A 13,783-nucleotide genomic window follows, 5' to 3' on the forward strand; every position below is an offset into this window, starting at 1 on the left:
GAGCACAGCCCCGTCGTCGCGGGTGCCGGAGCCCCTGCTCAGTAGTCACATCCGGCGCTCGCAACAGATCGCGATTGCCAACTAGCACTCTATACACGCGAGTGCCAGCGCTCAAGGCCAGGGTTTGCTACCGCAGCTGATGTCGAGGGACCTCAACGCGCTGGACCACGCGCCACGCCGAACGATCGGCCGGGGAAACTGAGGGCTTCCAAAGAAAAACGAAAATCTGTAACGTTCGGATAACGGATCGTGACATTATTGACGACGGTCGCGAGACACGGACTTCGCACGGCTCCACCCGGGGCGGCACGGATTCCGAAACGAGCACGGCAGGGCTTCGATCGCGCGATCCGAGATCTACACAAATGCTTCACCCCTGCGTATCACGCGCAGAAACCTGAGACGAGAGCAAGACCGCAAGTGATCGACGGCTGGTCCCGACGCCCCATCGGACACGGGTCCCGCCGGATCCGTAGCTCGGAACCGATCGTCATCCACGCGGCGGTTCCGCAGTCCGTTCGAGATGGTCGACGACACCATGACCATCCGCTCGAAGGGAGGTGAACATGCGAACATCCCTCGGCATCTCGGCCGGGAGCGAGGTGGTGTGCTCGGCTACCGTCGCGACCGCTCCGAACGGCATGCAGCACTTCGACTATCGCGTCGTCACCGCGGACACCGCGCACTCCGACCTCGGCGATCTCGTGGCGTCCTCGATCGAGTTGATGACCACCCACCAGGTTTCCCGCGACATTCATCCCGTCGGCACGCACACCGTGGCGGCACAGGCCACGCGCCACGACGATCCGACCCCGCCCGGCGATATCGCGGTCGCCTATCGCGACCGGGAACAGGCACAGACCATTCGCGCGGCCATCGGACGACAGCGGCGCGACGTTCGACTCATTCCGGAGAGCACCGCGGCGCTGCGCTATCTGCGCCACACGGGGCTGCTGGAGCGCTACGAGACGGTCGCCATCATCGACCTCGGGGCCTCCGGCGCGACGGTCACCGTGGCCGATCAGGCCGACGACACCGTCCTGCGCACCGAGCGCACCACCGCCATCAGCGGCAATGCCATCGACGAACTGATCCTCCAGCATCTGCTGGACTGCCACCTGGCGCGGCGCGGTACCCGGCCCAACCGGAACATGCTGCTCAACCGCAGTCGGGCGGCGAAGGAGCACCTGTCCATCGCCCAGGCCGTGACCATCGACCACGTGGCCGGACAGCCGCTCAAGCTCACCCGCGCCGATTTCGACGAGCTGATCTCCGATCTGCTGCGCGAATTGGCCGTCTTCGCCCGCGGCGTCTTCGCGCGGGCCCCGAAGTTCCCGGAGTCGGTGGCGGTGATCGGCGGCGGGGCGAATATCCCGGCCGTGGTGAACGCCCTCGACGAACAGCTCGACGTCTCGGTGTGCACCGTGCCCGAGCCGGAGGCGGCGATCGCGAAGGGCGCGGCCCTGGTCGCGGATTCGACGCAGCCCACGGCGCTCACGGTGATCGGCCGCGCCGACGCACCGGTCGGCACGTTCACCAAACTGGCGGGCACCCTGGCCGGGGCGATCGTGGTGGTCGGCCTGGTCATCGGCTACGGCGTGCAGGAACTCGTCCCCGAGGACCGCGACTACTCCCCCGTCGGCACCACCAGTGGAGCGCAGGAGGAGCCGACGACCACCGTGCCCGCGGGCACCACCCCGATGACCACCAATCGGGACACCACCACCCGCTCGAACGCGCCCACCCCGCCGACCACCCCGGCAGCGGGACAACCGACCACCCCGACCAGCGGCATACCGTCGGCCACCACCTCATCGCAGTCGCCACCACCGCTGCGCCCGGACCCGGGTCTGCCGCAGATCCCCTTCCCGGCCGAACTCCCCCGCATCCTCGGGCCACTGCTCGGCACCACGACGCCGCCACCCGGCGGCACCGATCCGAGCACGACCACCCCGACGACGCCGACCACCCCGATCATTCCGTCGGTACCCCGATCGAATTCCGGTTCGGCGGGCGCGGGAAGCACCACCACCCGGATGCGCACGACAGACTGAAAACCCCACCCCTTCCCCCTAAAGGCGAAGGGGTTCTTGCTGTTTGGGGGAAGATCGCTCGTACCGGCGTCAGAGCTGGCTGGTGGCGACCGAGAGGCCGGGGTCGGTGGCCACGGTGAGTTCGGAAGGCTGTGCGCCACCGGCTATCACATGCGCGCCGAGCGTGGCGATCATGACGCCGTTGTCGGTGCAGAGCCGGGGTTTGGGGACCCGTAGGGTGAGACCCGCTGCGGTGCAGCGTTCTTCGGCCAGCGAGCGGATGCGGGAGTTGGCGGTGGCGCCGCCGCCGAGGACGAGGGTGTCCACGCCGACGTCCTGTGCGGCGCGAATCGCCTTCATGGTCAAGACATCGGCGACGGCCTCCTGGAAGGAGGCGGCGATATCGGGGATGGGAAGTTCGCGGTTCTCCCGTTGTGCCGCTTCGACATAGCGGGCGACGGCGGTCTTGAGGCCGGAGAAGGAGAAGTCGTAGCGCGGATCGCGCGCGCCGGTCATACCGCGCGGGAACGCGATGGCGTGCGGATCGCCTTCTCGCGCAATGGCATCGAGCACCGGGCCGCCCGGATAGCCGAGCCCGAGCAGGCGCGCCACCTTGTCGAAGGCCTCACCCGCGGCGTCGTCGACGGTGCTGCCCAGTTCGACAATGGGCTCGGCCAGGTCGGTGACGTGCAGCAGGTGGGTGTGGCCGCCGGAGACGAGCAGCGCCACACACGGCGGCATCGGGCCGTGCTCGAGCGTGTCGACGGCGACGTGGCCGCCCAGGTGATTGAGCGCGTAGAACGGGATATCCCACGCCGCCGCATAGGCTTTCGCCGCCGCGACGCCGACCAGCAGGGCTCCGGCGAGGCCGGGTCCGATGGTGACGGCGAGAGCATCCGGCTTGTCCACCCGCGCGGCGGCGAGGGCGCGGCGCATGGCGGGCACGATGGCCTCGAGATGGGCACGCGAAGCGATCTCGGGCACCACGCCGCCGAAGCGCGCGTGTTGGTCGACGCTGGAGGCCACCTCGTCGGCGAGCAATTCGCAGCTGCCGTCGTCCAGGTGCCGGACGATGCCGACTCCCGTTTCGTCACAGGAGCTTTCGATACCCATCACGATCATGAGAAGACCTCTGTGTCCTGCGGCTGCGGAAAGCCGGTCATGGCGGGGCGGCGCATGGTGTAGGCGTCCGCGCCACTGGGCTGGTAGTAGTTCTTGCGCAGGCCGATGATGTGGAAGCCGTGCTTCTCGTACAGCGCGATGGCGGCGGAATTGTCGACGCGCACCTCGAGAAATACCGGGCCGCCGCGCTTTCCGGCCTCGGCCAGCAGCGCTTCCAGCAGCGTGGTGCCGATGCCGAGCCCTTGGCAGGCCGGGTCCACGCCGATGGTGTGCACCTCCGCCTCCGGGTACTCGAGATTGCCGAGCAGTGCGAGACCGGCGTAGCCGACCACGCGCCGATCCTGGTCACGGGCCACCAGATAGCGGTTGTGATTGGCCACCAATTCGGAGCGGAAGGCGAACTCGTTCCACGGATCGTCCTCCGGGAACAGCAGCAATTCCAGTTCGGCGCAGCGCGGAATATCGGTGTGCCGCATCGGTTCGATGCGGATCATCGACTCACCTGCGCATAGCTCCGCTCGACGGCGTCGGGGCGGCGCAGGTACAGCGGGGTCAGCGCCTCCGGGGTCTCGCCCGCCAGGATGGCGCGGGCGGCGACGCGCACCAGCCCGGCCGGGGACGGGGTCTCCACGGGCAGCACCGGCAGATCGAAATAGTCGACGTGCGAGGCGGACCCGGCGATGAGGGTGGCGGTGCCCGCGTCCAGATCGGCGGGCTTGCACACCTCCGGCCCGGCGATGCGACCGCCCGGGTTCTCCGGCGAGACGGCGCGGTAGCGCGCCCAGTACACCTCGCGGCGGCGGGCGTCGGTGACCACGAGCAGCTCGACCGGCTCGGTGGTGTCCTTCTTTATGTAGGTCTCGGTGTCGGCGGCGATGGCGTCGAGGCTGCACACGCCGTACACCGGCTTGCCCAGCGCGTCGCCGAACGCGGCGGCGGTGGCCATGCCGACCCGCAGCCCGGTGAACGGCCCGGGCCCGACACCGACCACGAGCGCGTCGATATCGCTTCGGGTGCGGCCGGACTCGGCCAGGCAGGCGAGGATCTGCGGAGTCAGCACCTCATTGTGCGCGCGAGCGTCCACGGTCACCCGGGAGGCGATCGTGGTGATGAGAGGTGCGTTGCCCCCGACCTGCGCCGGGTCCAGTTCCACCAGTCCCGCCGTGACGGCAGGGGTCGCGGTGTCGACAGCCAGTACCAACATGATTAGGCCAACGATACTGGGTAGGGTCGCGTGGCCTGCGGCGGCGCGGGTGCGTACGTGTGCCACCGCACATTCGGGCCGCGGGTATCAGTTGGCCGACACCCATTCCCATTCGGCCGTGCGAATGTCGGAGTCGGGTTCGCGGCGCAGCAGGACGCGCAGGTGACGGTCGGCGAGGTGCTCGACCACGCCGAGGCCCCATTCGACCACCACGACGGCGTCGTCGAGGTCGGTGTCGAGGTCGAGGGCGTCGAGTTCGTCGAGGTCGCCGCCGAGGCGGTAGGCGTCGACGTGGACGAGGCCGATCGCACCCGGGCCGGTTCCGGCGCGATGCTGGCGGGCGATGATGAACGTGGGGGAACTCACCCGGCCCTGGACGCCCAGTCCGGCGGCGATACCGCGGGTGAGGGCGGTCTTGCCCGCGCCGAGTGGGCCGTCGAGGACGACGAGGTCGCCCGCGTGCAACTGGGCGGCGAGTTCGCGGCCGAGGGCCTCGGTGTCCTCGACCGTGGGCAGGATCCGGCGTGCTACGTCAGGCATGGGTCGCCTTCCCGATATGGCGGCGCACCACTCGCCCGCGCGGCGAGCAGACGACTTCGTAATTGATGGTGCCGAGCAGGTCGGCCCACTCCTGGGGGTGCGGTGCGCCGGGCGCGCCGCCGAAGATGATGGCGGTATCGCCTTCGCGGACACCCTCGGCATTGTCGCCGAGGTCGACCAGGAACTGGTCCATGCAGACGCGGCCGATATTGGGGCGGCGCTTACCGCCGAGCAGCACGTCGAAGCGCCCGCTCAGCGGCCGCCAGATGCCGTCGGCGTATCCGGCGGGAATGAGGGCGACGGTGGTGTCGCGGTCGGCGATCCATTCGTGTCCGTACGAAACGCCTTCTCCCGCAGCGACTTCCTTCACCAGGACGACGCGGGCGGCGAGGGTCATGGCGGGGCGCAGGCCGAAATCGCCGAGTTCGGGAATCGGCGAGAGGCCGTAGATGGCGATGCCGGGGCGCACCATGTCGAAGGCCAGATCGGGTCTGGTGAGGGCGGCGGCGGAGTTGGCGATGTGCACCAGTTCCGGTTGCAGCCCTTGGTCTTTGGCGGCGGCGATGCAGTCGAGGAAGCGCTCGCGCTGCATATCGTTGGCCGGGTGCTGCGGGGAGTCGGCGAGTGCGAGGTGGGAGAACATGGCGCGCAACCGCACGGTGTGCTCGTCGACGAGTTCGCGTAGTCGCCGCAGCAGGGCGGGGAATTCGGCCGCCGACGCGCCATTGCGATTGAGGCCGGTGTCGACCTTGAGCGAGACGATCGCGGTCTTGCCGGTCCGCCGGGCGGCCGCGGCGACGGCGTCGAGATGCGCCACCGAGGAGACGCCGATCTCGATATCGGCGGCCACCGCGGGCGCGAAATCGGTATCGGAGGTGTTGAGCCAGCACAGAATCGGCGCGGTGATCCCGGCGGCGCGCAGGGCCACCGCCTCCTCGACGGTGGTGACGCCGAGCTCGCGCGCCCCCGCCGCCAGCGCGGCCTTGCCCACCTCGACCGCACCGTGGTTGTACCCGTCGGCCTTGACCACCACCATCACGGCGGCATCCCCGGCTCGCTCGGCCAGGATGCGCACGTTGTGCGCGATGGCGTCCAGATCGACGAGGGTCTCCACCTGCGGCTCGAGGGTGTTCACGGCCTCGATCCTGCCATCCCGGCCGGTGCGTATTGGCTCACACCCGATGCTGGGCCGTCAGTACAGGGTCTCGGGACAGCGAATCGCCATGGTGATGACAACCGTGCCGCCCACGAGTTTGATCGTCCAGTTCATCGCCTGAAACGCCGCATAGCGCCAGGGCATGTCGTCCAACCAGATCGCCAGACCCAGCAGGGCGAGGGTGAGCAGGAGCAGCAGTGCGCCGAGTACCGCGGCGGCGGGTAGGTCGGCCGGTGCGGCTCGCACCACTAGGGCGATCAGGGCGATGAAGAGCACGGCGTTGCCGAGGAGCGCGCAGATGATCCGGAAGGTCGGCGAGTTGTCGATGTCGAGGAGGTCTTGGAGCTCGCCGAAGTAGCGGGATCGGTAGTCGTCGGCGTCCTGCGCCCCCATCGTCAACAGCAATCCCGCCGTGGCCGACAGCACCGGCAGGCCGAAAAGCACCCAATAGGCCGCGGCGGGAATGGTCAGCGCCGCAATATCTCCCGACATGGTGTCCCCCGTTGTGAACGTGTGGACACTTGATTCTCGGTAGTCGCGGGGTGAGTCGGCGAGACGGGAATCCTCTGGGCAGAGGGTGCACGGGCAGCGAGCCGGGGTGCCCTATCCGTTCGGTCGTGAAACGCGTGGTGGGTGTCCCGCGGTGGCGGAGCCGAGGTCGCGGAGGATGCCGATGGCGGTTCGGACGTGGGATTGCAAGGGGGAGGCGGAGATCGGGGCGCCGGACGCGGTGGTTTCGTGGGCGGCCAGGTTGGCGGCGAGGGAGTGGGCGCGGGCGGCCGCAGCGGCCGCCCAGGAGGGGTCTCGGCCCGCCGCGAGGAGGGCTCCGATCATGCCGGAGAGGACGTCGCCGGAGCCCGCGGTGGCGGCCCATGATCCGCCTGCCTCGTTGACGAGGACGGGACGGGAGGGGGTGGCGATCACAGTGGCGCGGCCCTTCAGCAGGACGGTGACCTGCCAGGAGTCGGCGAGTTTGCGGACGGCGGAGACGCGGTCGGGCGAAGGGTCCTGGCCGGTGAGGCGCGCGAATTCGCCCGCGTGCGGGGTGAGGACGGTGGGGGCGGTGCGGTTGGTGACCAGGGACGGGTCGGAGGCCAGCAGGGTGAGGCCGTCGGCGTCGACCACCACGGGGAGGTCGGTGGCGAGGATTTCGGCGAGGCGCGCGCGGGCCTCGTCGTCGGTACCCGCGCCCGGGCCGAAGACCCATGCCTGCACGCGGCCGGTGGCGGAAACCGTTGGGGCAGCGATGACTTCCGGGAAATGAGCGAGGACCTCCGCGGCTCCCGATCCGGCGTAGCGCACCATGCCGGAAGTGGCGGCCACTGCCGCGCCGGTGCACAGTACGGCCGCGCCGGGATAGGTGGAGCTTCCAGCGCACACGCCGGTGACGCCCTGGGAGTATTTGTCGTCCTCCGCGCCCGGGACCGGCCAGTGCGCGCCGATCGATTCGTGTTCCAGGGCGAGCAGACTCGGCTGCGGAAGGCGCTGGCCGCCCAGCATATCCGCCTCCCACTCGGTCAAGGCGAGTTGGAGCAGGCCGGTGTCCGCGTTCGAATCCGATGCCGTCGCAGCCGATTTCGACTTCTCGTCCGCCATGACCGGCACGTCCGGCCGACCGAGGCGAAGTCCTATGGGCACCAGCTCGATTCGGCCGCACCATGCTGCCGCGAGGGCGTGCACCGGCTTGTAGGCCCCGAACGCCACAGTGACGTCGGCGCGGACGGCCGGACCCGCGACCGCACCGGTGTCGGGGTCGACGCCGCTCGGCAGGTCGGCGGCAATGATCGGAACTGCCACGGCGGCAACGAGTTCCGCCGCGTTCGGGCGCAGCGGGCCGCGCCCGGAGATGCCCACGATGCCGTCCACGACCAGATCGGGGGTGCCGAGGTCGGTGCGCACGCGGCCGCCGGTGCGGCGCAGCGCGGCCAGCCCCTCGCGGTGCGCGCGCTCCGGCGACAGCAGGACCGCGTTCACCGCCACGCCCCGGCGGCGCAGCATGGACCCGGCCCACAGCGCGTCGCCGCCATTGTCGCCAGAACCGACCAGCAACGTCACCGTCCGACCGGCCACTCCCCCTGTGCGCGTGCGCAATTCCCTCGCAACCACATCGGCGAGCCCGAAGGCCGCACGCCGCATGGGCATTCCGGCGGGCACCCGCGTGAACAGCTCCGCCTCCGCCGCCCGCACCTCATCGGCCGTGAAATATCCGCGCACTGGTGTTCGTCTCCTACCTCCGGTCGGACAGCCACACGACGCCCACCCCCACGCGTCGCCCTCCCCGCCACGATATCCATCACGAGGGGGAATTGGTGGCGGGGCGTTCCCGGGCGATGCCGCCACCAGTTCCCCCTGATCATTCGACCAGGTTGGGGGGACTGCCGCGAATGGCTCGCTACCGGTGGGGACTACGCTGGCCCGCATGTCTAGCTCTCGCCGTAGTGGGTTCGTGCGCGTCATGGTCACCGCGTTCGCCGTGGTGGGTGCGCTGGGGGTGGTGGGGTGTGGTTCCGATGGCGGTACGTCCGAGTCGGGGGCGAGTAGTACCGGGGCTACGTCGGTCACCACGTCGGGGGTGGCCGCGGCGAGCACCGTGACGGTGACCGTCGACGATATGAAGTTCTCGCCCGCCGCCGTCACGGTCAAGGCGGGCGATACCGTGACCTGGAAGTTCGAGGACAAGGCGCCGCATTCGGTGCAGGGCATCGGGGATGCGGCCATGGGGATCAACAGCCCGATCTTCACCACGGGCGAGTGGAGCCACACCTTCACGGTGCCGGGGACCTATCGGTATCTGTGCCCGCTGCATCCGGAGATGAAGGGCACCGTCACCGTCCAATAGGACCCCGGCCCGGCGCTACTCGACGGTGACCGACTTGGCCAGGTTGCGCGGCTTGTCCACGTCGTAGCCGCGGGCCATGGCGATCTCGGCGGCGAAGACCTGGAGCGGGACCGTCGACAGCAGCGGCTGGAACAGCGTTGGGGCGGACGGGATTTCGATCAGGTGGTCGGCGAACGGGCGCACCGTGTCGTCGCCCTCCTCGGCAATGACGATGGTGCGCGCGCCGCGGGCCTGGATCTCGCGAATATTGCTGAGCAGCTTGGAGTGCAGCACCGCGCGGCCCTTCGGGGAGGGCATCACCACGAAGACCGGGAGACCGTCCTCGATCAAGGCGATGGGGCCGTGCTTGAGTTCGCCCGCGGCGAAGCCCTCGGCGTGGATGTAGGCCAGTTCCTTGAGTTTCAGCGCGCCCTCGAGGGCTACCGGGTAGCCGACGTGGCGGCCGAGGAACAGCACCGTGGACTCGTGCGCCAGCTGTCTGGCGATGGCGCGCACCTGCGGGGCGGTCTCGAGGACGCGCTCCACGAGCTTCGGCATGGCTTCGAGTTCGGCGAATTCGCGGGCGACCTCGTCGGGATACTTGGTGCCGCGGGCCTGGGCGAGGGCCAGGCCGACCAGGTAATTCGCGGTGATCTGGGCGAGGAACGCCTTGGTGGAGGCGACGCCGATCTCCGGGCCGGTGCGGGTGTAGAGGACCGCGTCGGATTCGCGGGGAATCTGCGCGCCATTGGTATTGCAGATGGCCAGGACGCGGGCCTTCTGCTCCTTGGCGTGGCGGACGGCTTCCAGGGTGTCGGCGGTCTCGCCGGACTGGGAGATGGCGACCACCAGGGTGGAGCGGTCCAAAACCGGGTCGCGGTAACGGAATTCGCTGGCCAGCTCCACTTCGACGGGCAGGCGGGTCCAGTGTTCGATGGCGTATTTGGCGAGCAGGCCCGCGTGGTAGGAGCTGCCGCAGGCGACCACGAAGACCTTGTCGACCTCGCGCAATTCCTGATCGGCGAGGCGCTGTTCGTCGAGCACGATCTTGCCCTCGGCGAAATGGCCGATGAGGGTATCCGCGACACCGGCGGGCTGCTCTTCGATCTCCTTGAGCATGAAGTAGTCGTGGCCGCCCTTCTCGGCGGCGGCGAGGTCCCAGTCGATGGTGAACGGGCGGGTGCGCACGCCGTCGATATTGCCGTCGAAGTCGGTGACGGCGTAGCTGTCGGCGGTGATCACCACGGCCTGGTCCTGGCCGAGTTCGACGGCCTCGCGGGTGTGCTCGATGAAGGCGGTGACGTCGGAGGCGATGAACATCTCGCCCTTGCCGACGCCGACCACCAGCGGGGTGGAGCGGCGGGCGGCGACAATCGTGTCGGGGTGGTCGGCGTGGGTGAAGACCAGCGTGAACGCGCCTTCGAGGCGGCGTACCACCGCGAGTGCGCTGGCGACGAAATCGCCCTCGGTGTCGCCCGTGGCGTAGGCGCGGGCGACCAGGTGCACCGCGACCTCGGTATCGGTATCGCTGCGCAGCTCGACCCCGGCCTCCTCGAGTTCGCGGCGCAGCGGGGCGAAGTTCTCGATGATGCCGTTGTGCACCACCGCGATCCGCCCGTGAACGTCGCGGTGCGGGTGCGCGTTGCGATCGGTCGGCGCGCCATGCGTGGCCCAGCGGGTGTGCCCCATCCCCGTGCTGCCCGCGAACCGTCCCGCCCCCGCCTCGGCCAGCTCGGCCTCCAAATTGGCGAGTCGGCCCGCTTTGCGCTCCACCGCGAGGCCCCCGGCCCCATCGAGAATGGCCACTCCCGCGGAGTCGTACCCGCGATACTCCATGCGGCGCAACGCGTCCACGACGACACCGAGCGCATCCCGATACCCCACGTACCCCACGATTCCGCACATGGGTGCCCAGGGTACTGGGTGCGTTGACCGCCCTCCGTCCGGCGGGTTCACCGCACTCCGGCATTCCTGGACGGTGCGTCCGGTTCCTCCTGGTTCCACCTTCGCGGAGCGGGCGACACGCGTGGGCGGAGGCGGCCGGATCGGATACGCGCTAAGTTCATGTCCGTGTCGCCGTCTGTGAAATCGCTTCTGAGCACTCTGACCACGCGCGGTCCGCAGGATGTGCTGCGCGGGAATCTCGGCATCGCTGGGCAGCCCGGGGTGGTGTACACACCGGCGAAGGGGTTGAATCTGCCCGCTGTCGCGTTCGGGCACGGGTGGCTTACCGGGGCGGGGAACTATCGGCGGCTGTTGGAGCATTTGGCGTCGTGGGGGATCGTCGCGGCCGCGCCCGATACCGAGCGGGGGCCGATCCCCTCGCATTTGAATCTGGCGAGTGATCTGCTCACCACCTTGGATATCTGCACCGGTGTGCGCCTGGGCGGCGGGGATATCAGCGTGCATCCCGACCGGTTGGCGCTCGTCGGCCATGCCATGGGCGCCGGTGCCGCGGTGATCGCCGCCTCGCAGCGCGAGGTCGCCGCCGTCGCCGCGCTCTACCCCGCGCCGACCGCACCCTCCGGCGAAGCGCTGGCCCCCAACATCGACACACCCGCCCTGATCCTGGCCGGAGCCTCCGATATCGACTCGGTCAGCTCCAACGCCATCCCCCTCGCCGCCGCCTGGGGCGGCCCCGCCATCCTCCGCTCGGTCGAAAAGGCCTCCCACAACGGCATAGTCGAAGGCCGCCGCGCCCTCTCCGCCCTCGGCGCGGGCAAACACGAACCCAAAACCGAACGCATAACCCGAGCCCTCCTCACCGGCTTCCTCCTCCACACCCTCCTCGGCGACAAAACCTACAAACCCTTCGCCGACCCCGAAGCCATCCTCCCCCACACCACCCTGGTCGACCCGGAAGCAGTGGACGAAGAAGAGACCGACGAGGCCCAAAAGCTCCCGATCCTCCAACTGGTCCAGGCTCTCCGGAAATAGCGCGCCCGACCTCCCCGAACACGGATCGCCGCCACGGGCAGCGGCGGCGAAGCTCGGATAAACGCGGCTTCTCGCTGCCTGACGGCTGACGAAGCCGCGACCGCAGCCGGACGAATCCCTCGATCGATGCGGGAAGCGCTAGGCCGCAGCCCCGTTTCGCAGAGGTGACCACCTCGCCGCCAGGCCATCCTCGACGCTGCGTCACCCCTAATCCACGTGCGGGCGAGCAGATCTCCTACGACGAGATCACCGCCGAGGGGCTCGCCGGGCTGTTCGCTGCGCCGGGCGGGTCGAGGACGGAGCCTCTGCTCAGTAGCGAGACGCCTGGGCGCATCGGGCTGGTGGACGAATCAGACTGCGGCACAAGAGGTTTTCGTGCACTAAGGGCTCGGCTCGCCGGGCACGGCACCTGCATCCGCAGGCGAGAGCTTCGGAGCGCGTGATGCGGCGCCCGGTGTCGGCAGGTGGATTTCGGCGGCGAACGACAACCAACACTCCAAAGGAGGGTGGCAGCTCAGGGGGTGAGCGGTGGTGTCGGCGGGACGGGGACTCCGGATGCGCCGGGCGGGTCTGGTACGGATTCCCGGCCGAGGGGTGGGGTGCCGGGGTCCGTCGGGGTGGAGTCGAATCGTCCCGGGGCGGAATGGGATTGTCGGTGGTGGGCCAGGGTCGGGCCGGTGAGTCGACTTCGACTTCTGGGGGTGTGCCCGTGCCGGTAGGTGGTTCGGCTGGGTTGGTGGGCGGGGTGACAGACCCCCCCTCGGGGTCGGCAGGTGGATTTCGGCGGCGAGCGACAACCAACACTCCAGAGGAGGGTGGCAGCTCAGGGGGTGAGCGGTGGTGTCGGTGGGACCGGCACTCCGGTTGCTCCCGGTGGGGCGGGGATGGAGTCTCTGCCCAGGGGAGGAATGCCCGGGTATGTGGGAGGTGGGGTCGAAGCATCAGGTGGCACTACGGGATTCTCGGTTGGTGGCCGCGGTTGTGTGGGTGGGTCGACTTCGCCTGTGGCGGGAGGGCTGGTGTCGGGCGGTGGGCCACCCGAGGTGGTGGGTGGGAGGAGCGGACCGCCGGGTGGGATGCCCGGATCGGCAGGCGGGGCGGCCGGGTTTTCCGAGTCTGGGGTTGGACAGTTGGGGGCGGGGGTTTGCGGGAGTGCCTCGGCACAGCCCTGTTCGGGTGGTGAGGTTGTGCCATCTTGTGTGCTCGGCGCGTTATCCGTGCAGCTGGGCGGCACTGCCGGTCGAGGTTCGGCAGGCGGTGTGGTCGACGGGGATTCATCGAGTGGTGGATCCGGTGGGGATTCACCGGGTGGCATATCCGACGGAAGGCCGGGTGGCGGGCCATCTGGCTGAACTTCGGACGGAGGGGCATCCGGAGTGGATCCCGGCGGTGGAGTGTCCGGTGAAGGGTCGGTGGGGAGGGTCTCGGTGGTGATTACCGGGAGTCCGTTGGGGTCGAGTTTGGCTGTGAAGGTGTGGGATTCGCCGGTGGGGGTGGTGACTGTCAGTTTCAGTTCGCCGGTGGGGGTTGATTCGACGGTGAGGTGGTGTCCGGCGAGGTCGAATTCGGTCTTCTGGGCGGAGCCGGTTGGTTGGGGCTCGGTTTCGGGGGAGGTGGGGGCCGGGTTCGTTTCCGGCGGGGTGGGGGCCAGGTCGGTTGGGGGTGAGGTGGGATCTGGGTTGGGCGTGGTGGTGTCGGGGGTGAGCAGGGTTTGGAGGGTGCCGAGGGAGGCTTCGAGGCCCGTTTGGACACCTTCGGACAGGTGTGTCAGGAGTTCGGTGAGGGAAGTGCCCAAGCCGTTGAGCAGGTCGTCGAAGGACGTTGTGCCGGAACGGGATCTGGCTCTCCCATCGGACATAGTGGGCGAATCAGGGGACGCGGGATCTTGCGGTTCGACGGAAGGACTGGTGCGGCCGCCAAGAGTGGCGGGGTCGTTCCGTGGCATTGAGGGGTCCACGGTGGAGGCCGGAGCC

The 13,783-nt window shown here is 69.2% G+C and carries 11 protein-coding genes; 3 read left to right on the forward strand and 8 right to left on the reverse strand.

Annotated elements, in window-relative coordinates:
* The first annotated feature begins 566 nt into the window (after positions 1–566).
* Positions 567–2,054, forward strand: coding sequence for an Hsp70 family protein (locus ACIBH2_RS24725; RefSeq protein WP_397121481.1), 1,488 nt, complete (start codon positions 567–569; stop codon positions 2,052–2,054).
* A 69-nt stretch (positions 2,055–2,123) separates the two neighbouring features.
* Here the strand turns inward: ACIBH2_RS24725 and tsaD are convergent, their stop codons facing one another.
* From tsaD to ACIBH2_RS24760, 7 genes are all read right to left on the reverse strand, one after another.
* Positions 2,124–3,155, reverse strand: a complete 1,032-nt coding sequence (gene tsaD, locus ACIBH2_RS24730) for a tRNA (adenosine(37)-N6)-threonylcarbamoyltransferase complex transferase subunit TsaD (protein ID WP_397121483.1) — start codon at positions 3,153–3,155, stop codon at positions 2,124–2,126.
* Positions 3,152–3,649: a ribosomal protein S18-alanine N-acetyltransferase gene (rimI, locus tag ACIBH2_RS24735; RefSeq protein WP_397121485.1), complete on the reverse strand. Its 498-nt coding sequence runs from the start codon at positions 3,647–3,649 to the stop codon at positions 3,152–3,154. The genes tsaD and rimI overlap by 4 nt, the downstream gene beginning before the upstream one ends.
* Positions 3,646–4,359, reverse strand: a complete 714-nt coding sequence (tsaB, locus tag ACIBH2_RS24740) for a tRNA (adenosine(37)-N6)-threonylcarbamoyltransferase complex dimerization subunit type 1 TsaB (RefSeq protein ID WP_397121487.1) — start codon at positions 4,357–4,359, stop codon at positions 3,646–3,648. The genes rimI and tsaB overlap by 4 nt, the downstream gene beginning before the upstream one ends.
* Positions 4,360–4,446: 87 nt before the next feature.
* The gene (tsaE, locus tag ACIBH2_RS24745) at positions 4,447–4,899 is read right to left on the reverse strand and encodes a tRNA (adenosine(37)-N6)-threonylcarbamoyltransferase complex ATPase subunit type 1 TsaE (RefSeq protein WP_397121490.1); all 453 of its coding nucleotides are present in this window, start codon (positions 4,897–4,899) and stop codon (positions 4,447–4,449) included.
* Complete coding sequence (gene alr / locus ACIBH2_RS24750; protein WP_397121492.1) at positions 4,892–6,034, reverse strand: alanine racemase; 1,143 nt, start codon at positions 6,032–6,034, stop codon at positions 4,892–4,894. Before alr ends, tsaE begins: the two co-directional genes overlap by 8 nt.
* A gap of 57 nt (positions 6,035–6,091) precedes the next feature.
* On the reverse strand, positions 6,092–6,547 hold the full coding sequence (locus tag ACIBH2_RS24755) for a hypothetical protein (RefSeq protein ID WP_397121494.1): 456 nt from the start codon (positions 6,545–6,547) through the stop codon (positions 6,092–6,094).
* Between the two features lie 111 nt (positions 6,548–6,658).
* On the reverse strand, positions 6,659–8,269 hold the full coding sequence (locus ACIBH2_RS24760; RefSeq protein ID WP_397121496.1) for an NAD(P)H-hydrate dehydratase: 1,611 nt from the start codon (positions 8,267–8,269) through the stop codon (positions 6,659–6,661).
* Positions 8,270–8,474: 205 nt separating this feature from the next.
* Between ACIBH2_RS24760 and ACIBH2_RS24765 the strand changes: the two genes are divergently transcribed.
* The gene (locus tag ACIBH2_RS24765; protein ID WP_397121498.1) at positions 8,475–8,894 is read left to right on the forward strand and encodes a plastocyanin/azurin family copper-binding protein; all 420 of its coding nucleotides are present in this window, start codon (positions 8,475–8,477) and stop codon (positions 8,892–8,894) included.
* Between the two features lie 15 nt (positions 8,895–8,909).
* On the opposite strand, the gene glmS is transcribed toward ACIBH2_RS24765, so the two are convergent.
* On the reverse strand, positions 8,910–10,778 hold the full coding sequence (glmS, locus tag ACIBH2_RS24770; RefSeq protein ID WP_397121500.1) for a glutamine--fructose-6-phosphate transaminase (isomerizing): 1,869 nt from the start codon (positions 10,776–10,778) through the stop codon (positions 8,910–8,912).
* Between the two features lie 165 nt (positions 10,779–10,943).
* Between glmS and ACIBH2_RS24775 the strand changes: the two genes are divergently transcribed.
* Positions 10,944–11,810 (forward strand): dienelactone hydrolase family protein, encoded by an 867-nt coding sequence (locus tag ACIBH2_RS24775; RefSeq protein WP_397121502.1) that lies wholly within the window; start codon positions 10,944–10,946, stop codon positions 11,808–11,810.
* Positions 11,811–13,783 lie beyond the last annotated feature (1,973 nt).

Source organism: Nocardia sp. NPDC050406, assembly GCF_044459025.1.
Taxonomy (GTDB): Bacteria; Actinomycetota; Actinomycetes; order Mycobacteriales; family Mycobacteriaceae; genus Nocardia.

What these genes read in the sequence shown, in the direction of transcription:
- ACIBH2_RS24725 (WP_397121481.1), top strand. Translation starts at nt 567, where the DNA reads ATGCGAACATCCCTCGGCATCTCGGCCGGGAGCGAGGTGGTGTGCTCG.
- tsaD (WP_397121483.1), bottom strand. Translation starts at nt 3,155, where the DNA reads ATGATCGTGATGGGTATCGAAAGCTCCTGTGACGAAACGGGAGTCGGC.
- rimI (WP_397121485.1), bottom strand. Translation starts at nt 3,649, where the DNA reads ATGATCCGCATCGAACCGATGCGGCACACCGATATTCCGCGCTGCGCC.
- tsaB (WP_397121487.1), bottom strand. Translation starts at nt 4,359, where the DNA reads ATGTTGGTACTGGCTGTCGACACCGCGACCCCTGCCGTCACGGCGGGA.
- tsaE (WP_397121490.1), bottom strand. Translation starts at nt 4,899, where the DNA reads ATGCCTGACGTAGCACGCCGGATCCTGCCCACGGTCGAGGACACCGAG.
- ACIBH2_RS24755 (WP_397121494.1), bottom strand. Translation starts at nt 6,547, where the DNA reads ATGTCGGGAGATATTGCGGCGCTGACCATTCCCGCCGCGGCCTATTGG.
- ACIBH2_RS24765 (WP_397121498.1), top strand. Translation starts at nt 8,475, where the DNA reads ATGTCTAGCTCTCGCCGTAGTGGGTTCGTGCGCGTCATGGTCACCGCG.
- glmS (WP_397121500.1), bottom strand. Translation starts at nt 10,778, where the DNA reads ATGTGCGGAATCGTGGGGTACGTGGGGTATCGGGATGCGCTCGGTGTC.